The sequence below is a fragment of the Virgibacillus kimchii genome, from assembly GCF_055379185.1.
On sequence record NZ_AP043951.1, the window covers coordinates 681,750 to 701,175 of the forward strand.

The following is a 19,426-nucleotide window of genomic DNA, read 5'->3' on the forward strand; positions in this document are numbered from 1 at the left end:
CATTCCAGGAATATAGTAGCAGTAGAAGACCAATAGTTAACGAGGGAGGTACCAGTAATGGAAGTATTAAAGGTTTCAGCAAAATCGAATCCCAATTCAGTAGCAGGTGCACTTGCAAATGTTCTAAGAGAAAGAGGTTCAGCAGAGATTCAGGCAATTGGCGCAGGAGCATTAAACCAGGCTGTTAAGGCGGTGGCTATTGCCAGAGGATTTGTAGCACCTAGCGGAGTTGATTTAATCTGTATACCGGCTTTTACTGATATTATGATTGATAATGAAGAAAGAACAGCAATCAAACTGATTGTGGAACCAAGATAAGTATTTGGTGACCGGAATTCCATTAGTTTAAAGCACAATCGGACAATCTGTCCTTCGTTCTATAGGAAAAAGCGCTGTGTAGTAACACAGCGCTTTTTTATGTTAAAATAAGGATGTTGGAATAAAGGAATAAAAAATGACAATTTAAGTAACCTTCCGCTATAATTGGGAAGGATTTTACTCGATATATTGTTTAATTTAATCATAAGCATTATACTGTAATAATGGGTAGTGACAAGTTTTATGGAAAGGAGATTTACAATGAACGAAGACCAGCGTTTGGAACAATCTCAAATTAAACAAACAGATATAAATTCTGATCATAATATGAATAGAATTAAAAACACATCAAGCGATGATATGATTTCCAAGTATTTTCATTCCAATTATCAGCCGCCTGATATTAAAAAGGCAAGAAAGCGCCGCAAGGAAGATATTGAATTTCATTATGATTTTTCCATTCCTGAAGATATGCAAAACATAGGAGAAGGGAAGAAATTTCTCATCCGTACATATGGCTGTCAGATGAATGAGCATGATACGGAAGTAATGGCCGGTATATTAACGGAAATGGGTTATGAATCAACTTCCGATACAAATGAGGCAGACATTATTTTATTAAATACGTGTGCCATCCGGGAAAATGCGGAAAACAAAGTATTTGGTGAAATAGGCCATTTAAAGCCATTAAAGCTGGAAAAGCCCGATTTGATCCTCGGGGTTTGCGGATGCATGTCCCAGGAGGAATCGGTAGTAAACCGTATATTAAAAAAGCATCAGCATGTTGATTTAATTTTTGGCACCCATAATATTCACCGTTTGCCGCAACTCGTCAAAGAAGCGATGTTCGGAAAAGAAAAAATTGTGGAAGTGTGGTCAAAAGAGGGAGATATCATTGAAAACCTTCCTAAGGCAAGAAAAGGAAAAATAAAAGCATGGGTAAATATTATGTATGGATGCGATAAGTTCTGTACCTATTGTATCGTTCCCATGACCCGAGGTAAGGAGCGGAGCCGGAGACCTGAAGATATTATCCGGGAAGTGCGTCATCTAGCTGCTGAGGGATATCAGGAGGTCACACTGCTTGGGCAGAATGTTAATGCATATGGCAAGGATTTCGAAGATACAGCTTACGGGCTTGGGGATTTGATGGATGATTTGCATAAAATCGATATTCCCCGCATCAGGTTTACCACTTCCCATCCAAGGGATTTTGATGACCGTCTGATTGAAGTGTTGGCCAAAGGCGGAAATCTTTTGGATCATATTCACTTGCCTGTACAATCCGGCAGCAGTGAAGTATTGAAAAAGATGAACCGGAAATATACAAGGGAAGAATATTTGGAACTGGTCCGTAAAATCCGCGAAGCTATGCCAAATGCTACATTAACCACGGATATCATTGTCGGCTTTCCTAACGAAACGGAAGAGCAATTTGAAGAAACAATGTCTCTGGTGGAAGAAGTCGGTTTTGAAGCAGCTTATACATTTATTTATTCTCCAAGAGAAGGAACACCGGCCGCCCGTAAAAAAGACGATATTCCGGATGAAGTGAAAAAACAGCGTCTTTACCGACTAAATGAACTGGTGAACAAGCAATCTGCAGCATCGATGAAAAAATATGACAAGCAGATTGTTAAAGTACTGGTGGAAGGCGAAAGCAAGAAAGATCCTGATGTATTGGCAGGTTATACGGAAAAAAACAAGCTGGTTAATTTTAAAGGACCAAAATCTGCCATTGGTAAAATAGTTGAAGTGGAAATTACAGAAGCAAAAACCTGGTCATTGGATGGGGTTATGGTTGAAAATAAAGTAGAGGTGAACTGAAATGGCTCAATACACAAGGAAACAAGTTCTGGATGAAGCAAAAAAATTGGCTGACATGCTGGCCAGTACAGAAGAAATAGACCGATTTAAACAAGTGGAAGCAAAAATTAATCAAAATCAGAAAGTGCAGCAATTAATTAAGCGAATTAAAACGTTGCAAAAACAAGCAGTGAATTTCCAGGCATATGAAAAGACAGAGGCTTTGAAAAAAGTCGAAGCAGAAATAGACCGGCTTCAGGAAGAAATTGATGAAATTCCGGTAGTTCAAGAATTTAAAGAAACCCAGATTGTAGTAAATGATGTCCTGCAATTAATTTCAGGGACCATAGCAAGGGAAGTTACAAACAATGTCATTGAATCGACAGGCGGCGATCTGTTATCAGGGGAAACCGGATCCAAAACAAAAAATGGTACGGCTTGCGGCCACTAAGATAGAAAAATGAGCAGCGAATCGCTGCTCATTTTTATATCCACGGATGTATAATTGCATATGCTGGTAGTGATAGTTACATCGGAAAAAAACATTCGTCATAATGCTTTCCTCGAATTCATCATTTCATTATGCACTTTAGGTATTTGTCTTGCATAAAATGACTATGAAAAAGAGGAGGTAAACGTAATTATGACTTTTCTAGATAAAGAATACAGGGAAATTATAACAAAAGCTGTATGTGGCAAAGGGAAAAAGTTTACGCAGGCAACACACTATGTATCCCCTTCACATAAACCATCAAGTATTCTCGGCTGCTGGATTATCAATCACCTGTACAATGCCAAGAAAAAATCAGAAGATACGGTGGAGATTCACGGAAACTATGAGGTTAACATCTGGTATTCGTATAATGATAATACAAAAACAGAAGTCGTTACGGAAAGAGTAACCTATACAGATGTCGTACCACTGTCTGTTAAGGATGACAATTGCATCAATGACGAATTTGACGTTATTGCCAAAGTAGTGCAACAGCCAAATTGCCTGGAATGCAAAATTTCCAATAAAGGAAATAAAATTGTAGTGGAAGTAGAAAGAGAATTTCTTGTTCAGGTTATTGGCGAAACAAAAATTTCCGTAAAAGTAACTCGTAAGCAGAAAAAGGATGACGATTTTGACGAAAGCAGCAGCGGGTGGGATTTTGAATTAACAGATGAAGAACTGACTGATGTCGAACCGGATTTTCTTGAAAAAAAAGATTAACAAATTACGGGGAGTAATTTCCTCGTAATTTTTTTGTGTGCAGAATAACAGCTCGTTTACGTGTTGCAAATTACAGCTTATATTTTAAATAAACTGTTTTACCTTTCCGTTTTACATCCTCACTATTCGTGTATCCAAAGATTTATATGCTATAATGATATCAGTATAATTTGGCAGGTAATAAAGTTTTATAGATTTTATCCGTAAGGGTTGCAAGGGTTCTAAAGTTATGCCCTTGTGCAGTGACCTGGAGATAAACCAGGTTTTTAACTCGGTTTTGGAGGATGTAACATGGCGAAAATCACACCAATGATGGAACAGTATTTAAAAATTAAGGCGGAATATAAGGATTCATTTTTATTTTTTCGTTTAGGTGATTTCTATGAAATGTTTTATGAGGACGCGATATTGGCGGCAAGGGAATTGGAAATCACCCTTACAAAGCGAGATGCCAATCAAAGTGAACCTATCCCCATGTGCGGGGTGCCTTATCATGCTTCGGAAAATTACATAAAAAAACTGATAGATAAAGGATATAAAGTTGCTATTTGTGAACAAGTGGAGGATCCTAAAACTGCAAAAGGTGTAGTTAAAAGAGAGGTAGTACAGCTAATTACACCGGGAACTGTGATGGAAAGCAAAATGCTTGCAGCCGATGAAAATAATTATATTGTCAGCCTTTCCCATTTTAATGACGGCTCTTTTGTTATTGTTTATCATGACTTGTCCACCGGTGAAAATCGGCTTGCACTGATTACGGAAGGATGGGATGCAGTACTTCATGAATTGTATAATCAATCCATTAAAGAAATGGTGATTGATTCCGGTTTGCATGAAGAAGCTCAAAATCAGTTGCGGGAACGGTTAAATGTTACTTTATCCTATCAGGATGAAGTTAATTTTCACGGGGAATACAGGAACCTGTGTGAAAACTTAAATGATGAGCGGCTGGTCAAGGCATTCAGCAGATTGCTGAACTATGTGCAAAATACCCAAAAGCGTTCCCTTGATCACTTAAAGCAGGCAGAAATCATTGAGTTAAACTCCTACATGAGCCTTGATATGTACTCCAAACGCAATTTGGAATTAACGGAAACCATTATGAAAAAAGGCAAGCACGGGAGTCTGCTGTGGGTGCTCGATCAAACAGTGACAGCGATGGGATCCAGAATGCTGAAAAAGTTTCTGGAAAGACCGCTCCTAGATCAAAACCGGATTGAAAATCGTCTTGAAATCGTAGAGGGTTTTTATCGGGGTTTTATGGCAAGAGAGGATCTTCGTGAAGCTTTAAAGTCAGTCTATGACCTGGAGAGGCTGGCAGGAAGAATTGCATTCGGCAATGTGAATGCAAGGGATTTACTGCAGCTGAAGCAATCATTGGAAAAAATTCCTGAATTAAAAGAAATACTACGTCAATTTGAACAAAAAGAAATAAGCAGGTTAGCGGAATCGTTAGTGTTTCCGGAAAAAATAACAGCGTTACTGGCTGCCAGTCTGGCAGAAGACCCTCCGATTTCGATTAAAGAGGGAAATATTATAAAAGATGGTTATAATGAAAAGCTTGATACGTATCGGGACGCATCAAGGAATGGGAAAAAGTGGATTGCTGAATTGGAACACAAAGAAAAACAGGAAACAAATATAAAGTCTTTGAAAATAGGTTATAACCGGGTGTTTGGTTACTATATAGAAGTAACGAAAGCTAATCTACACCTGCTTCCTGAAGGCAGGTATGAGCGGAAGCAAACATTAACCAATGCAGAACGTTATGTGACCCCGGAATTAAAAGAGAAAGAACAATTGATATTGGAAGCAGAAGAAAAGAGTGTGGAGCTTGAATACAAGCTGTTTATTGAGCTTCGTGATGAGATGAAAGAGCATATTCCCGAGCTCCAGCGGATTGCGGATATGGTCAGTCATATTGATGTATTGCAGTCATTTGCAGAGATTAGTGAAAAGAATAATTATAAACGGCCGAGATTCACAGATAAAAAGCTAACCATTAAAGGCGGCCGGCATCCTGTGCTTGAACAGGTAATGAAGGATGGTTCCTTTGTTCCCAATGATATAGAATTAGATGATTCGAAAAATATATTACTAATAACAGGGCCGAACATGTCCGGAAAGAGCACGTACATGCGCCAGCTGGCACTCACTGTTATTATGGGGCAGATCGGATGCTTTGTTCCGTGCGATGATGCAGAACTTATCCTGTTTGACAAAATTTTTACGCGGATCGGAGCTGCTGATGACCTCGTTTCAGGGCAAAGTACATTTATGGTGGAAATGCTGGAAGCTAATCATGCGATTCAGAATGCAACGGATCAGAGTTTAATATTGCTGGACGAAATAGGACGGGGGACAAGCACATATGATGGCATGGCGCTTGCACAGGCTATCGTTGAATACATCCATAATAATATTAGTGCAAAAACCTTATTTTCCACGCATTATCATGAATTGACCGTACTTGAGGATTCTTTGCAAACTTTAAAAAATATTCATGTACGAGCGGAGGAATATGAAGGAAATATCGTTTTTCTCCACCAAATAAAAGATGGTGCTGCGGATGAAAGTTATGGCATTCAAGTAGCTAAACTGGCTGAGCTGCCCGAAGCTTTAATTGAAAGAGCCGGCGCCATACTGGAGAAATTGGAAAGTGAAGCGAAACCTTCTCCTGCTACAGAGAAAATGGAAGCAGGACAGCTGTCCTTTTTTGTGGAAGAGACAAAAGAAAGCAGTAGAGAGATACTCCCTCCGGCCCACAAAAAAACAATTGATGAATTACGTGATTTGAATTTATTTGAAATGACCCCATTGGAAGCGATGAATGAATTGTATCGTCTGCAGAAAAAAGTGAAGAAATAACCATGCAGAAAGGATCGTTTACATGAGTATTATACAGATGCCTGAGAACCTGGCAAACAAGATTGCAGCAGGTGAGGTGGTGGAACGCCCAGCATCTGTTGTAAAAGAATTAATTGAAAATAGTATTGATGCCAACAGCACATGGATTAAAGTGGAAATCAATGAGGCGGGACTGCAGCAAATTAAAATTACGGATAACGGTAACGGTATGTCGAAAGAAGACTGCGAAAGGGCGTTTCTGCGTCATGCAACGAGTAAAATAAGAAATGAAAATGATTTGTTTCATGTTAATACGCTCGGCTTTCGTGGTGAGGCACTGGCCAGTATCGCATCCATAAGCAGACTGACGATTAAAACGTCACAGGGAGACCAGGCAGGTACACAATTAACTTTAGAAGGCGGTAGGGTCATAGAAAGAAAGAAGAGCGATGCAAGACGGGGAACAGAAATAACCGTGGAAGATATTTTTTTCAATACCCCTGCGCGCCTGAAATACATGAAAACCATCCATACGGAGCTGGGCCATATTACAGACCATCTAAATCGCCTGGCTTTTTCCCATCCGGAAATACGGTTTGAGGCAACCCATAATGGGAGGGATTTATTTAAAACATCGGGAAAAGGGGATCTTCTCCAGGTTATTGCACGTGTATACGGAATGGGTGTGGCAAAACAAATGACTCCCATTAAACATGAAACACTTGATTTTACGATCACGGGGTTTATATCCAAGCCTGAAGTTACAAGGGCATCACGTAATTATATTACACTATTGATAAATGGAAGATATGTGAAAAGCATTCCTCTAACAAAAGCCATTATGGATGGTTATCATACGTTGCTGCCGATCGGCAGAAAGCCTATTGTTGTCATTTCCATTGATATGGATCCTATTCTGGTGGATGTCAATGTGCATCCAGCCAAACTGGAAGCACGATTCAGCAAGGAAAAAGAGTTATATGCGGCACTGGAGGAAACAATCAAAAATAAGTTCCGGCAATTAACACTTATACCTGAAATGAAACAAAACACTGAAAAAAAGGTGCAAAAAGAAAAAAATGTACAGCATACAATGAATTTTGATGAACCTTCAGCACCGAAAGAACCGCTTTTCCGGAATGAAGTAAAGGAATACCAACCGTCCATTATTCAGGCTGAAGACATCCCGGTGGTATCAGAGCAGGGGAACACCACAAAAGAGCAGGTGGAAGTGCCGGCAACCGACAATATTGATACCTTTAAACCAGGTCCGCCCGAAACGGCCGAATTAGCCGGTGCTGCGGAAGAAGAACGCATTCCGCCAATGTATCCGATTGGTCAGCTGCAGGGGACGTATATATTGGCTCAAAATGAAAATGGCTTATATATGATTGACCAGCATGCCGCTCAGGAAAGAATCAAGTATGAATATTTCAAACAGAAACTTGGTATAACAACCAATGAATTACAGGAGTTGCTTTTTCCGCTAACCTTTGAATTTTCCGGTCAGGAAGCATTGTTAATTGAGCAACATAAAGAGGAACTGGAAAAAGTAGGTTTGTTCTTTGAACCCTTTGGCCAACATACATTTATTATACGTGCTCATCCCAGCTGGTTCCCGAAGAACTTTGAAGAAGAAGTGATTAGGGAAATGGTGGATGAGGTGATCCATAATGAAAAAGTGGATGTGGAGACGATCCGGGAAGAGGCTGCCATATTAATGTCATGCAAACGGTCGATCAAAGCAAATCATTATTTAAATCAGGACGACATGTTTCGTCTGCTGGAAGATTTGCGTAAAACGACGGACCCATTTACCTGTCCTCACGGAAGGCCGATTATTGTTCACTTCTCTTCCTATGAACTGGAAAAGATGTTTAAGCGGGTCATGTGAAGAATAAAGGTATAAAGCTGTTCCACCTCGTACAAGCTAATGACAACATAGCGAGGTGGGATAAACATGGATAATCAAAAACTGATTAATTTTTTAAATCAATTATTATCAAACTACTTTGTCATGTATGTAAAGCTTCACAGATATCACTGGTTTGTACAGGGCAGACATTTCTTTGAGCTCCATGAAAAATTTGAAGAGATGTATCATATGTTTGCAGAAGACCTTGATGAAATTGCAGAACGGATTTTAATGATTGACGGAAAACCGCTCGCAACCATGGCAAAATATTTAAAAGAAGCTACATTGACAGAAGCAAATGCAGATGATAAGGAAATTGAAATGATTAACCAGCTCATAGAGGATTTTAATCAAATTATCCTGGATATAAAAGAAGAAGGAATGGACTATGCAGATCACGAAAAAGATGAACCTACATTGGATCTGCTCATTTCTTTGCAGGTAAAACTGGAAAAATACGTTTGGATGCTCAAAGCGTACAGGGCTTATGAATAAAGAATGATTTACAGGGGAATACTAATGAAAAAAAATGTCATTGCGATCGTTGGACCTACGGCAGTCGGAAAAACCAAATTAAGTATAGAAGCCGCGAAAAAGCTTAATGGAGAGATTATAAGCGGAGATGCGATGCAAATCTATAAAGGAATGGATATTGGTACAGCAAAAATAACCAAAGAAGAAATGCAGGGCATCCCACATCATATGATTGATATTAAGCAGCCTGATGAAAGTTTTTCAGCAGCCGAATTTCAGCAGCTTGTGCAATCTCACATAGAGGAGATTTCATCATCAGGTAAAATGCCCATCATTGTCGGCGGAAGCGGTTTATATATACAAGCAGCTTTATTTAACTATAACTTTTCCAGGCGGCAGGATTCCCGTATTACGGCGAGGCTGCAGGAAAAGGTACGAAAAGAAGGTATTGCACCTTTATATGAACAATTAAAACAAATTGATCCTTCCCAGGCTGAAAAGGTGCATCCGAATAATGAACGCAGAGTAATTAGAGCGATAGAGGTGTATGAAAAAACGGGGATGACGATGTCGGAATATCAGCAACAGCAGGAGAAGTCCTCCCCATATCATATTTATTTTGTCGGGTTAACAATGGAGAGGGAGCTTTTATACGAAAGGATCAATAATCGGGTTGATGAGATGATTGAACAAGGACTGATCCGGGAAGTAAGAGAGTTATATAATAACGGATATAAAGATATGCAGTCCATGAAGGCAATAGGATATAAGGAATTTATTCCTTATTTTGAGGGCAAACAAAGTCTTGAATCCACCATTGAAATTTTAAAAAGAAATTCCAGAAGGTATGCAAAGAGGCAATATACTTGGTTTAAAAACAAAATGGATATAAGATGGTATGAGATGGAAGAAGGAGCAATTAATGAAACATTTCGAATCATTTTAGAAGATTTAGCAGGATTTTTCAAAGAAAGATAGAAATAAAAAGGTATAGATAGAAAAGGGAGGAAGAGTCATGGCACAAACTGTAAATATACAGGATCAATACTTAAATCAATTAAGAAAGAATCACATTTCCGTTACTGTTTTTCTAACCAATGGTTTTCAGTTAAGAGGAATTGTAAAAGCTTTTGACAATTTTACCGTGTTATTGGAAACAGACGGTAAGCAGCAATTGATTTACAAACATGCAATATCCACATTTGCTCCTGTGAAAAATGTAACGATAGAAAAGGAATAATAAAAATGACAGACGCTTTTACAGCGTCTGTTTTTTTACCCTTTAAGAAAGTATAAAATTTTAGCTGAGAAGTTGATTTAAGGAAGTTAAAAAATTTAAGTTTTAAGTTTACTGACGCATTAACTTAAAGGCAAGCGAATACGTGTTTTTATAATGCATAGAAGTCTTATACTGTCAGGAGCAGGAGGGGATGATTTTTCATTGGGCGTATGTCACACCTTCTCTATAAAAACGTATAATAAACGTGACGAAGGAGTGATGACATGGAGACTCAACTGAAACGGAACAGGAATGGACAAATAAATATTGTGTTAAGCGAAAAGAGTAATGAACAGCCAAAAACAGATCGATTTCACACGATAAATAACAGTCCTTTTTCGCATATTGATGAAGAATTTTCTTCTTTTATTGGCATGAAAGAGCTGAAAGAAAAAATAAAAGAAATATACGCCACTGTTGTAATTAACGAGAAAAGAAAGCAATTCGGCCTAGCTGCTCCAAATCAGGTGCTTCACATGCTGTTTAAAGGGAACCCTGGCACTGGAAAGACGACGGTGGCCAGGAAATTGGCCAAATTATATTTTGAGATGGGCGTCTTATCCAAAGGACATTTTATGGAAGCGGAAAGAGCTGATTTGGTTGGTGAGTATATTGGGCAAACCGCTCAAAAAACAAGAGCGATGATTCAAAAAGCAATGGGTGGCGTTTTATTTATTGATGAAGCATATTCTTTGGCCCGCGGGGGCGAAAAAGACTTTGGCAAGGAAGCAATAGACACCATGGTGAAGGTGATGGATTTAATTTCTGTGCTAGTATTGTATCTAATGTTTTGGCTACAAATCAACCACACTCACACAGAAATCAAAACAATATGTACGGTGATGGTTTTGTTTTCTATGTCTATGACAAATTCGACATTCCCAAACACCAATTTGATGATTACCAATGGAAACAGTATCAAGACCAATTGGACAAGCTCGTTCATATGAATCACGTAGAATTAAAAACGTCTTATGAGATACAAAGGGAATTGGTTGTTTATGCTAAAGATTTGGAAAAATTGTTTGAAGCAAACAATATCAAGATTTTTAAACTGAAAGAAATATCTGCTTTAAAAAGAAGCAAGGACTTTGATGAAATTTACGACTTACATATCAATCAAAAATTAAGTTTGAGTGAAACTTACAGATATTATGGGTATTCACCTATATATTCTAAGAGAGTTTTAAAGGAAAAGGGTATAGATCATTTGGGTTTTGTAAATCAGTTGAAATAAACGAACCTGTTTCCTGTTTGAGGGTGGACTACTGTTTAGTTACATCACCAAGCATTTAAAAGCGTTATATCGGTATAAGACAGGATGAAAGAGACGAGAGCTTGGACGGTTAGGGAATAAAGCGACGCTTTCCAATGATATGATAGCAGAAAAGCAAATACAAAATCAAAGAAGAAACACTCAAACATTGAGTTTGAAAGTAAAGGAGTAATGAGATAATAATCATAATAAAGGACTGCGCCTTAAGATTAAAAGAGCCTGTCTAACGTTAATGGTATGTTAGACAGACTCTATAATTTAACATTATTCAGCTGACAGTTCACCTTCAGTTACCCATTTATGATTGGTCACTTCATCACCGTCAGTAGTAGTAAAGTCAACCATATAAACAGTTGTTTCTTCTGCAGAATCAATTTCTGCGGCTGCATCTTCCATACCTTCCATATGATCTGCATTCATAGTTGCTTCAGTACCTGGTTCTAACGGTGTTTCACCGGCATTTTCCAATTCCTCATGAATAACCCACTTATGATCAGTTACTTCTTCTCCACCAGTTGTGGGAGTAAAGGATACAGTATATACCACAGTATCAAAGGCACCAACGATCGTTGCTTCAGCACCTTCCATACCTTCCATATGATCCGCTTCGATAATAGCTTGACTGCCAACCTGATATGTTGGGTTTTCTGCTTCTTCTAAACCTTCCGGGACTTCACCCGAGCTGGAATGATTCATATCTGCATGTGAATCAGATTCAGTATCCCTGTTCTCTTCCGTATCCGGCTCCGTTTCCGTACTTCCATCTGGGTTTGGTTCCTCATTCTCATCAGCACATGCGGCTAACATAGATACTGAGACCAAAGAAATAAATACGATTAGTAATCTCTTGAATTTCATGATAATCCTCCTCTTCTTATTGAAACTCCTTTGTAAATTACCCAAAAAATATGCAAATTATTTGCAGTGTATATTACATCTCGATTAAAATTTTCTTCATTTCACAAATACCTTAGTCATTTGCATAATTTCTTGAAAAATTAACGCTATACTGAGAGAAACTATATTTAAGAAGGTGGGAATAATGCATTTTATGCATGGATCTGGTCCAATCTGGCCAATGGCAGTTATGATTATCTTTTGGGTAGGATTGATTGTTATTGGGTTTTTCCTAGTATTTCGTTATGTTAATGGGGGAAGTAAGAAAACCCCACAAGAAATATTAAAAGAACGATTAGCAAAAGGAGAGATCGACGAATCAGAGTATGAACGGTTAAAATCAATTTTAAAAGAATAAACGTCTGCACAAAAAATGGATACTTTTTTTGTACAATGTATGTGCGAATGTTTATCTCTATAAATATCATAATATATGGTGCAGAATTCCTAGCTCAAATTTTAAATAATGAATAAGTAAATTAATCAATAGTGAGTTGAATAAATATGTTTGATCTTTTCAATGAAATCAGCAGAATGTTAAGTGGACCAATTCATGAACTGTCATATGGATTTGAACATATGCCAATATTATTCGCCTTTTTCTTAGGATTAGTAGGGGCAGTTGCTCCATGTCAGCTTACAAGTAATATTAGTGCCATTACTATTTATGGGAATAAATCTTTAGTAGACAAGGTTCCCTGGCTGCATGTACTACTATTTATACTCGGCAAGCTTGTTGTATTTTCTGTACTTGGGATCATTATTTGGCAATTGGGACAAGAAGCTAACGCTGTTTTATCACAAATCTTCCCAATCCTGCGTAAAGCGATTGGTCCATTACTAATCATAATTGGATTATTTATGATTGGATTATTTCAATTTAGTAAATCAATAGGGATGATTAAAATCCCGGATAAGTTGAAAGATAGTTATTTTGGAAGTTTTTTATTGGGGGTTAGCTTTACTTTAGCCTTTTGTCCAACGATGTTTGTTTTGTTTATATTAACTTTAATGCCTGTTGTTATGACAACATCCTATGGTGTTATTCTCCCTTCCATATTCGGTATTGGCACTTCCCTCCCGCTTTTGCTTGTTATCTTTTTAATTTGGTATTTTGGAGCAAGTGGTGCTATCTTAAAGAAAAGCAGAAAGATCGGGGCTATTATACAAAAGGTGGCAGGTGTATTATTACTTTTAATCGGTATATTTGATACACTAACTTATTGGTTTTAGAGAGGACTATTATGCTTAATAAATTATCTTTTAAAATTGGATTACTATTCTTCGTGTTTATCTTAATAATTGAGTCTTTTTTATTCTTTATTCTATATACGAATCTGACAAATGACCGAATTGAAGAAGTAATGGATAATCTGCTGGCACGCGGTAATACCCACAGTGAGGTCCTTGAAGATAATTTTGAAAATCCAACATTAGAACATGTGGGAATGATGGAATCGGCTTCTGACTTTGTTGTCATCATTACCGATGCAACAGGAAATATCCTGGTTAACTCTGATCCTGTTGAAAAAGAAATGCAGGAAGCAATCGAACATACGCATTATGAAGAGATACCAAGCGAAGGTAAAATACTTGAAGAACGATGGACTGAGAAGGAATACATTGTAACGGACAGTCCAATTTCTATTAATGGGGAGCATCAAGGTCACGTCTTTATGTTTGCTCATACAGATAGTATTAAAATAATTGTCGATCAAATAAGTAGGCAATTTTTCATTGTCGGCATCATTACGGTATTTCTGACAATAATAACGATTTTCATACTATCACGGCTTATTACAATTCCATTGATCAAAATTAAAGAGGCTACTGAGCAATTAAGCAAGGGAAGTAGCAAGGTTGGGTTATCCACGGAACGCAAAGATGAACTTGGAGAGTTGGCAAATGCTATTACACAATTATCGCAAGATCTGGATCGGCTGAAAAATGAGAGAAATGAATTTTTGGCAAATATATCGCATGAACTTAGAACACCGTTGACTTATATTAAAGGTTATGCGGATATAATTAGTCGCCCAAATATTCAGGATGAGGATAGAGAAGCGTATATTGCTATTATTCGTGAGGAGACAGATCAGTTAAATGTGCTTATTAAGAACTTATTTGAATTAGCTAAAATGGATCATAATAAGTTTGTTATTAAACGTGAGAAAGTCATGCTGGAAGAGCTAATCCAATATTTAGCTGATCGTATTAAACCGGCATACGCAGAGAAAAATATATCACTTGTAGTAAACTGCCCTAGAGATATAGTTGCATATGTTGATCCGGAACGATTTCAACAAGTGCTGCTAAATATATTGGATAATGCAAGAAAACATTCATTTGCCGGCAGCCAGGTTACATTAGAGGTAAATGAAACGAAACAATATTTTCAAATTACCATTACGGATAATGGAGAGGGCATTCCAAAGAAAGACCTTCCATATATATTTGACCGTTTGTACAGGGTTGAAAAATCAAGGTCACGAAAAAGTGGCGGTACTGGGTTGGGATTAGCGATTGCAAAAGAAATTATAGAATCACATGGTGGAACAATCGAAGTTCAGAGTGAATTAGGAAAAGGAACAAGTGTTGTTATATCGTTAAAAAGAGGTGGCAAAGATGAAAAAAGTGCTATTAGTTGATGATGAGAAGCGAATGTTAGACTTATTAGCTTTGTACCTAACACCTCATAGTTATTCATGCAGGAAAGCACTAGGTGCGGCTGAAGCCCTGTCTTTTATAAAAAAGGAAGTATTTGATATTGTCATACTTGATATTATGATGCCGGAAATGGATGGTTGGGAGCTTTGCCAGGAAATCAGACAAATTTCTGATGTTCCTATCATTATGTTAACCGCCCGCGAACAGCAAGAGGATATCGTTAAGGGATTGAAACTGGGTGCAGATGATTATATTACTAAACCCTTTAATGAGGGTGAACTAATAGCCAGAATGGAAGCATTGTTACGTAGAAGAAAACCGGCAAATTCAATTGAAATAGATGGATTGCTATGGGATCAATCCCGGTATGAACTTTTCTTTGAAAAAAAGCCAATCAGGGTAACTAAAAAAGAATTTTCCATGATTGGTCATTTAATGAAACATCCAAATCAAGTCTTTGAACGTCAAAAATTAATTGATTTAATTTGGGGATTTGAGTCGGAAACAGGCGGAAGGACGGTCGATTCCCATGTAAGAAATATAAGGGATAAGATCCGACAGTCTGGTTTCCCGATTGATGAGTACCTTATAACGGTTTGGGGTGTAGGTTATAAGTGGATTAATTCATATCAATAGTCCACTAAAAAATTGCTCACGATTGTATTATTATCATTGTGAGCAATTTTTTTAATTTCCGGATGTAAACTTTAGTTAACAAGTTAAGCGATACTTCTGCAAGCTTCTGCACATTTAAAGCAAGCATCCGCACATTTTTGGCAGTGATCATGATCATGTTTCTTACATTCATCCCCGCACGCCTCACAAATAGTTGCACATACAGAAGCTAATTCAGAAACAAATGGCGTGCCCCTTGAAATTGCCTGTTCTAAATAAGCACAAATATCAGCACATTCTCTGTCCAGTCTGATGCATTCAGCCATCATTTTAATGTCGTCCTCTTTTAAACATGCATCATAACAGTGATTACACTCCGTCATACATTCATGCAAGGTTTGCAAAAGTTGTTGATGTTGTTCATGTGCCATTAATAATACCTCCATTAAGTGATTTTTGATTACATAATACAAGTTACCCATTATCTTTTAATATAAACTGAAATAATAAAACTCCATAAAAACTGCACAATTTTTTTACAAAAATATGTATACTTCATCAAATATTAACCTTTTCTTGATAAATTCTTGAAAGTTTTAATATATAGTTAATCATAAAGAAAGAGTCTTTACTTCTAGTTTGTGCCGAATCATAAGGAAAGGAGGATACCATTATTGAAAAAGAAACTAATATCCATTGGGATAGCTGTCGTTTTGGTTTTAGGTATAGGTAATGCAGTATATGCTAACGGTGCAGAAAATGGATGGAGTTTTGAGGAAATGCTTCCATTTATGAAGGAAATGCACCCGGAAATGAATGAGCAGCAAATGGAGCAGATGTATCTGGGTTGTCATGGCTCAAGTGATGAAGAAGTTTTGATGAATAACAAAATATAAGATTTAACTTAATACAATTGGCTAAATCCCCCTTACCTTAGCCGATATAGTGGAAAATAGAGCTATCATTTACGATAGTTCTATTTTTTCATAGGCTGAGGTTTAAAATTACCCTATAGGGGTATATTGTGTTACAGTAGGAATTAGAAAGATATACATAGTAGAAAATATGTATAAACAATAAAAAATACAAGGAGTGATAGCAGTGGCAAAACACGAGGATGAAAAACATTCACACAATAAACATGAACACCATGATCACCATAATCATGCACACAATCATGTAGATAACCATGATCACCAAGAACATCACAAACATCATGAACATGAAGAAAATGACAGCCATCACAGTCATGGCAGGCATGACCACGGAAGTCATGGAGGTCACGGTCACCACGGTCACCATGATCATGGCGATATGGTCGAAGATTTTAAGAAAAGATTCTTTATTTCTTTAATCATTACCATTCCTATTCTTGCTTTATCACCAATGCTTCAAGGCTGGATCGGAGTCGATTGGCGTTTTACCGGTGATATGTATATTTTATTTGCATTATCAACCATCGTATTCTTTTATGGTGGCTGGCCATTTTTCACAGGTGCAATCAGCGAATTAAAAGATAAAAATCCAGGAATGATGACGTTAATCGCACTTGCGATTACTGTTGCATATGGATACAGCACCGCGGTAGTATTTGGCTTTGACGGTCATGAGCTGTTTTGGGAACTGGCTACATTGATTCTCATTATGTTATTGGGCCATTGGATTGAAATGCGTTCTGTGATGGGTGCATCTAATGCATTGGAGCAACTTGTGAAACTCATGCCAAATGAAGCACACCGTTTAGATGAAAATGGTAATGTGAAAGATGTTCCTTTATCGGAGTTGAAAAATAATGATCGGGTACTTGTAAAGCCAGGTGAAAAGATTCCTGTTGACGGAACCATCACTGATGGGAAATCAGCCGTAGATGAGTCGATGCTTACGGGTGAATCCGTACCAGTTGAAAAGTTTAATGGAGACGAAGTAATCGGCGGTTCGGTTAATAATGAGGGTTCTCTTACAATACAAGTTGAAAAAACCGGAGAAGAATCGTATTTGTCTCAGGTTATAACGTTGGTAAAAGAAGCGCAGGAGTCAAAGTCCAGAACACAGGATTTAACGAACCGTGCAGCTAAATGGTTATTTTATCTTGCTTTATTTGCCGGATTTGCAACCTTGATTATTTGGTTACTGCTTGGCCACTCTTTGGATGTTGCCATTGAAAGAATGGTGACCGTAATGGTTATTACATGTCCCCATGCGCTTGGATTGGCAGCGCCGCTTGTAGTAGCGGTTTCTACCACTATTTCTGCTAAAAAAGGGTTGTTAATTCGTAACCGTGCGAACTTCGAAGGGGCACGTATTCTGAATGCAGTTGTTTTTGATAAAACAGGTACACTGACAAAAGGGGAATTTGGTGTAACTGATATTGTTCCCGGTAAAGGTTACAATGAGGAGGAGGTCCTCATGTTTGCAGCAAGTTTGGAGCAAAACTCTGAACATCCAATCGCAAGTGGAATTGTTAATTCTTCTAAAGAAAGAAAGGTACAGTTAGGTAAAGTAACAGATTTTGAATCCATTACCGGAAAAGGCATTCAGGGGAAAGTAGACGGCAAGAGAGTAAATGTTGTCAGTCCGGGCTATGTGAATAATAATAATTTGAGTTATGATCAGAAGTTGTTTAATGAAATGTCTGGAGAAGGAAAGACCGTCGTATTCGTTCTACTTGAAGATGAATTGATCGGGATGATTGCGTTAGCAGACATCGTTCGTGATACGGCAAAAGAGGCAATTGCAACTTTAAAAGAAAATGGAGTCCATTCCATTATGTTAACGGGAGATAATAAAAAGGTTGCCAACTGGGTAGCGAAACAATTAGGTATCGACGAAGTGTATGCTGAAGTTTTGCCGGATGATAAGGCAAACCAGGTAAAAAAGATACAGGAAAAAGGATGGAAAGTTGCTATGACCGGTGATGGCGTAAATGATGCCCCGGCTTTGGCGACAGCTGATTTAGGAATTGCAATTGGTGCAGGAACAGATGTGGCAATGGAAACAGCGGATGTAGTGCTTGTGAAGAGTAATCCTAATGATGTAGTATCTTTAATGGATTTATCCAGAATCAAAACCACCAGTGTGAACTGGTGGTTTGCTCTGCGGCTGAAAGCCTATGTTACCGGCCTCGGCCTAAAAGGCCCACTGAATGGGTTTCCCTTTTGCACCACACTTACTCACTGATTCTTAAAGAATCTCTTATTTCTTTTTATTTTTCTTACCGGTGAACGGATCAAATTCTTCAAATAATGTTAATTGATCGCTCATGTAATCCTCCCTAAGCTGATTTCGTATATACTCTTGAATTTGATTTTTATTTCTTCCCACCGTATCCACAAAGAATCCTCGACACCAGAATTTTCGATTACCATATCTATACTTTAAATTCGCATGACGGTCAAAGATCATTAAACTACTTTTACCTTTTAAGTATCCCATGAATTGAGACACACTCAATTTTGGTGGTATACTAACTAACATATGAATGTGGTCTTTGCATGCATTTGCTTCGTGTATTTCAACGCCTTTTCTTTCGCAGAGTTCTCTGATTATTTCTCCTATACTTCTTTTATATTTTCCATATATGATTTGTCTTCTATATTTTGGTGCAAAAACTATATGGTACTTACATCTCCACTGCGTGTGTGCTAAACTATTCTTGTCCTTCATTGGACGTGCCTCCTTCTATGGTGAGATTTTGGTGGTCGGGAAACCTACCTAATCTTACCATGAAGCGAGGCTTTTTTTGACCCCACGCTAGAAGCTCTCTGGAACCCCCGGCATAGCCGGGGGTTTTCAAAGATCATAAAAAACATATCGTAAAATGGTTCAGAACCTATGGTGGGCAACAGGGTATAACATTTTTGCCATTCCATTGGCTGCAGGTGTTTTAGCTCCTATTGGCATTATACTTAGTCCAGCAGCTGGAGCAGTATTAATGAGTTTAAGTACAATTATAGTAGCGATTAATGCGCAGTTATTAAAAGATTAAATTAAGTGTTGTCTTAATCAACAGCCCCAGGGTTAATGTCTACTGATACACCCTGGGGATTTGTAATTGTAAAGGTACCAGACTGCAATAAGTGTTGAATAACTACCCGGAAATTATCAAGAAACCATTGG

19 protein-coding genes and 2 pseudogenes are annotated in these 19,426 nt (G+C 37.9%); 18 read left to right on the top strand and 3 right to left on the bottom strand.

Annotation, left to right across the window (positions count from 1 at the left end):
* The first annotated feature begins 57 nt into the window (after nucleotides 1-57).
* The 11 genes and pseudogenes from ACZ42C_RS03470 to ACZ42C_RS03520 all read left to right on the top strand — a co-directional run bounded on the left by ACZ42C_RS03470 (nucleotide 58) and on the right by ACZ42C_RS03520 (nucleotide 11,092).
* A complete protein-coding gene (locus tag ACZ42C_RS03470) occupies nucleotides 58-318 on the top strand; it encodes a stage V sporulation protein S (protein WP_164215528.1) in 261 nt (86 codons plus the stop codon).
* 261 nt (nucleotides 319-579) lie between these two features.
* Nucleotides 580-2,145, top strand: coding sequence for a tRNA (N6-isopentenyl adenosine(37)-C2)-methylthiotransferase MiaB (gene miaB, locus ACZ42C_RS03475; RefSeq protein WP_461181340.1), 1,566 nt, complete (start codon nucleotides 580-582; stop codon nucleotides 2,143-2,145).
* A gap of 1 nt (nucleotide 2,146) precedes the next feature.
* Entirely contained in the window at nucleotides 2,147-2,575 is a 429-nt protein-coding gene (locus tag ACZ42C_RS03480) for a YlbF/YmcA family competence regulator (RefSeq protein WP_461181341.1), read from the top strand.
* Nucleotides 2,576-2,767: 192 nt separating this feature from the next.
* A complete protein-coding gene (locus ACZ42C_RS03485) occupies nucleotides 2,768-3,340 on the top strand; it encodes an outer spore coat protein CotE (RefSeq protein ID WP_461181342.1) in 573 nt (190 codons plus the stop codon).
* Between the two features lie 291 nt (nucleotides 3,341-3,631).
* Nucleotides 3,632-6,208, top strand: coding sequence for a DNA mismatch repair protein MutS (mutS, locus tag ACZ42C_RS03490; RefSeq protein WP_461181343.1), 2,577 nt, complete (start codon nucleotides 3,632-3,634; stop codon nucleotides 6,206-6,208).
* 22 nt (nucleotides 6,209-6,230) lie between these two features.
* Nucleotides 6,231-8,081 carry a DNA mismatch repair endonuclease MutL gene (gene mutL / locus ACZ42C_RS03495; RefSeq protein ID WP_461181344.1) on the top strand — a complete coding sequence of 617 codons (1,851 nt, stop codon included), beginning with the start codon at nucleotides 6,231-6,233 and terminating at the stop codon, nucleotides 8,079-8,081.
* A gap of 66 nt (nucleotides 8,082-8,147) precedes the next feature.
* A complete protein-coding gene (locus tag ACZ42C_RS03500) occupies nucleotides 8,148-8,597 on the top strand; it encodes a Dps family protein (protein WP_461181345.1) in 450 nt (149 codons plus the stop codon).
* 24 nt (nucleotides 8,598-8,621) lie between these two features.
* Complete coding sequence (miaA, locus tag ACZ42C_RS03505; protein ID WP_461181346.1) at nucleotides 8,622-9,554, top strand: tRNA (adenosine(37)-N6)-dimethylallyltransferase MiaA; 933 nt, start codon at nucleotides 8,622-8,624, stop codon at nucleotides 9,552-9,554.
* Nucleotides 9,555-9,591: 37 nt separating this feature from the next.
* Nucleotides 9,592-9,816: an RNA chaperone Hfq gene (hfq, locus tag ACZ42C_RS03510; protein ID WP_461181347.1), complete on the top strand. Its 225-nt coding sequence runs from the start codon at nucleotides 9,592-9,594 to the stop codon at nucleotides 9,814-9,816.
* 263 nt (nucleotides 9,817-10,079) lie between these two features.
* A pseudogene (locus tag ACZ42C_RS03515) lies at nucleotides 10,080-10,613 on the top strand (AAA family ATPase); the annotation flags it as partial.
* Between the two features lie 188 nt (nucleotides 10,614-10,801).
* Complete coding sequence (locus tag ACZ42C_RS03520) at nucleotides 10,802-11,092, top strand: AraC family transcriptional regulator (RefSeq protein WP_461181348.1); 291 nt, start codon at nucleotides 10,802-10,804, stop codon at nucleotides 11,090-11,092.
* A 303-nt stretch (nucleotides 11,093-11,395) separates the two neighbouring features.
* On the opposite strand, the gene ACZ42C_RS03525 is transcribed toward ACZ42C_RS03520, so the two are convergent.
* Nucleotides 11,396-11,989, bottom strand: coding sequence for a YdhK family protein (locus ACZ42C_RS03525; RefSeq protein WP_461181349.1), 594 nt, complete (start codon nucleotides 11,987-11,989; stop codon nucleotides 11,396-11,398).
* Nucleotides 11,990-12,173: 184 nt separating this feature from the next.
* Here ACZ42C_RS03525 and ACZ42C_RS03530 point away from each other — a divergent pair, with 184 nt between their 5' ends.
* From ACZ42C_RS03530 to ACZ42C_RS03545, 4 genes are all read left to right on the top strand, one after another.
* The gene (locus tag ACZ42C_RS03530; RefSeq protein ID WP_461181350.1) at nucleotides 12,174-12,386 is read left to right on the top strand and encodes an SHOCT domain-containing protein; all 213 of its coding nucleotides are present in this window, start codon (nucleotides 12,174-12,176) and stop codon (nucleotides 12,384-12,386) included.
* Between the two features lie 146 nt (nucleotides 12,387-12,532).
* Nucleotides 12,533-13,261 carry a cytochrome c biogenesis CcdA family protein gene (locus tag ACZ42C_RS03535; protein WP_461181351.1) on the top strand — a complete coding sequence of 243 codons (729 nt, stop codon included), beginning with the start codon at nucleotides 12,533-12,535 and terminating at the stop codon, nucleotides 13,259-13,261.
* A gap of 11 nt (nucleotides 13,262-13,272) precedes the next feature.
* Nucleotides 13,273-14,676: a sensor histidine kinase gene (locus ACZ42C_RS03540; protein WP_461181352.1), complete on the top strand. Its 1,404-nt coding sequence runs from the start codon at nucleotides 13,273-13,275 to the stop codon at nucleotides 14,674-14,676.
* The gene (locus ACZ42C_RS03545; RefSeq protein ID WP_461181353.1) at nucleotides 14,654-15,331 is read left to right on the top strand and encodes a response regulator transcription factor; all 678 of its coding nucleotides are present in this window, start codon (nucleotides 14,654-14,656) and stop codon (nucleotides 15,329-15,331) included. The genes ACZ42C_RS03540 and ACZ42C_RS03545 overlap by 23 nt, the downstream gene beginning before the upstream one ends.
* Nucleotides 15,332-15,414: 83 nt before the next feature.
* Here ACZ42C_RS03545 and ACZ42C_RS03550 read toward each other — a convergent pair whose 3' ends face one another.
* Entirely contained in the window at nucleotides 15,415-15,741 is a 327-nt protein-coding gene (locus tag ACZ42C_RS03550; protein ID WP_461181354.1) for a four-helix bundle copper-binding protein, read from the bottom strand.
* 243 nt (nucleotides 15,742-15,984) lie between these two features.
* Between ACZ42C_RS03550 and ACZ42C_RS03555 the strand changes: the two genes are divergently transcribed.
* Together ACZ42C_RS03555 and ACZ42C_RS03560 are read left to right on the top strand one after the other, a co-directional pair.
* Nucleotides 15,985-16,206: a hypothetical protein gene (locus ACZ42C_RS03555; protein ID WP_461181355.1), complete on the top strand. Its 222-nt coding sequence runs from the start codon at nucleotides 15,985-15,987 to the stop codon at nucleotides 16,204-16,206.
* Between the two features lie 490 nt (nucleotides 16,207-16,696).
* Nucleotides 16,697-18,487 carry a heavy metal translocating P-type ATPase gene (locus ACZ42C_RS03560; protein ID WP_464891360.1) on the top strand — a complete coding sequence of 597 codons (1,791 nt, stop codon included), beginning with the start codon at nucleotides 16,697-16,699 and terminating at the stop codon, nucleotides 18,485-18,487.
* Between the two features lie 15 nt (nucleotides 18,488-18,502).
* On the opposite strand, the gene tnpA is transcribed toward ACZ42C_RS03560, so the two are convergent.
* Nucleotides 18,503-18,973 carry an IS200/IS605 family transposase gene (gene tnpA / locus ACZ42C_RS03565; protein WP_461183836.1) on the bottom strand — a complete coding sequence of 157 codons (471 nt, stop codon included), beginning with the start codon at nucleotides 18,971-18,973 and terminating at the stop codon, nucleotides 18,503-18,505.
* 139 nt (nucleotides 18,974-19,112) lie between these two features.
* Between tnpA and ACZ42C_RS03570 the strand changes: the two are divergent.
* Nucleotides 19,113-19,295, top strand: a pseudogene (locus ACZ42C_RS03570) (heavy metal translocating P-type ATPase); the annotation flags it as partial.
* Nucleotides 19,296-19,426 lie beyond the last annotated feature (131 nt).

What these genes read in the sequence shown, in the direction of transcription:
- ACZ42C_RS03470 (WP_164215528.1), top strand. Translation starts at nt 58, where the DNA reads ATGGAAGTATTAAAGGTTTCAGCAAAATCGAATCCCAATTCAGTAGCA.
- miaB (WP_461181340.1), top strand. Translation starts at nt 580, where the DNA reads ATGAACGAAGACCAGCGTTTGGAACAATCTCAAATTAAACAAACAGAT.
- ACZ42C_RS03480 (WP_461181341.1), top strand. Translation starts at nt 2,147, where the DNA reads ATGGCTCAATACACAAGGAAACAAGTTCTGGATGAAGCAAAAAAATTG.
- ACZ42C_RS03485 (WP_461181342.1), top strand. Translation starts at nt 2,768, where the DNA reads ATGACTTTTCTAGATAAAGAATACAGGGAAATTATAACAAAAGCTGTA.
- mutS (WP_461181343.1), top strand. Translation starts at nt 3,632, where the DNA reads ATGGCGAAAATCACACCAATGATGGAACAGTATTTAAAAATTAAGGCG.
- mutL (WP_461181344.1), top strand. Translation starts at nt 6,231, where the DNA reads ATGAGTATTATACAGATGCCTGAGAACCTGGCAAACAAGATTGCAGCA.
- ACZ42C_RS03500 (WP_461181345.1), top strand. Translation starts at nt 8,148, where the DNA reads ATGGATAATCAAAAACTGATTAATTTTTTAAATCAATTATTATCAAAC.
- miaA (WP_461181346.1), top strand. Translation starts at nt 8,622, where the DNA reads ATGAAAAAAAATGTCATTGCGATCGTTGGACCTACGGCAGTCGGAAAA.
- hfq (WP_461181347.1), top strand. Translation starts at nt 9,592, where the DNA reads ATGGCACAAACTGTAAATATACAGGATCAATACTTAAATCAATTAAGA.
- ACZ42C_RS03520 (WP_461181348.1), top strand. Translation starts at nt 10,802, where the DNA reads ATGAATCACGTAGAATTAAAAACGTCTTATGAGATACAAAGGGAATTG.
- ACZ42C_RS03525 (WP_461181349.1), bottom strand. Translation starts at nt 11,989, where the DNA reads ATGAAATTCAAGAGATTACTAATCGTATTTATTTCTTTGGTCTCAGTA.
- ACZ42C_RS03530 (WP_461181350.1), top strand. Translation starts at nt 12,174, where the DNA reads ATGCATTTTATGCATGGATCTGGTCCAATCTGGCCAATGGCAGTTATG.
- ACZ42C_RS03535 (WP_461181351.1), top strand. Translation starts at nt 12,533, where the DNA reads ATGTTTGATCTTTTCAATGAAATCAGCAGAATGTTAAGTGGACCAATT.
- ACZ42C_RS03540 (WP_461181352.1), top strand. Translation starts at nt 13,273, where the DNA reads ATGCTTAATAAATTATCTTTTAAAATTGGATTACTATTCTTCGTGTTT.
- ACZ42C_RS03545 (WP_461181353.1), top strand. Translation starts at nt 14,654, where the DNA reads ATGAAAAAAGTGCTATTAGTTGATGATGAGAAGCGAATGTTAGACTTA.
- ACZ42C_RS03550 (WP_461181354.1), bottom strand. Translation starts at nt 15,741, where the DNA reads ATGGCACATGAACAACATCAACAACTTTTGCAAACCTTGCATGAATGT.
- ACZ42C_RS03560 (WP_464891360.1), top strand. Translation starts at nt 16,697, where the DNA reads ATGCTTCAAGGCTGGATCGGAGTCGATTGGCGTTTTACCGGTGATATG.
- tnpA (WP_461183836.1), bottom strand. Translation starts at nt 18,973, where the DNA reads ATGAAGGACAAGAATAGTTTAGCACACACGCAGTGGAGATGTAAGTAC.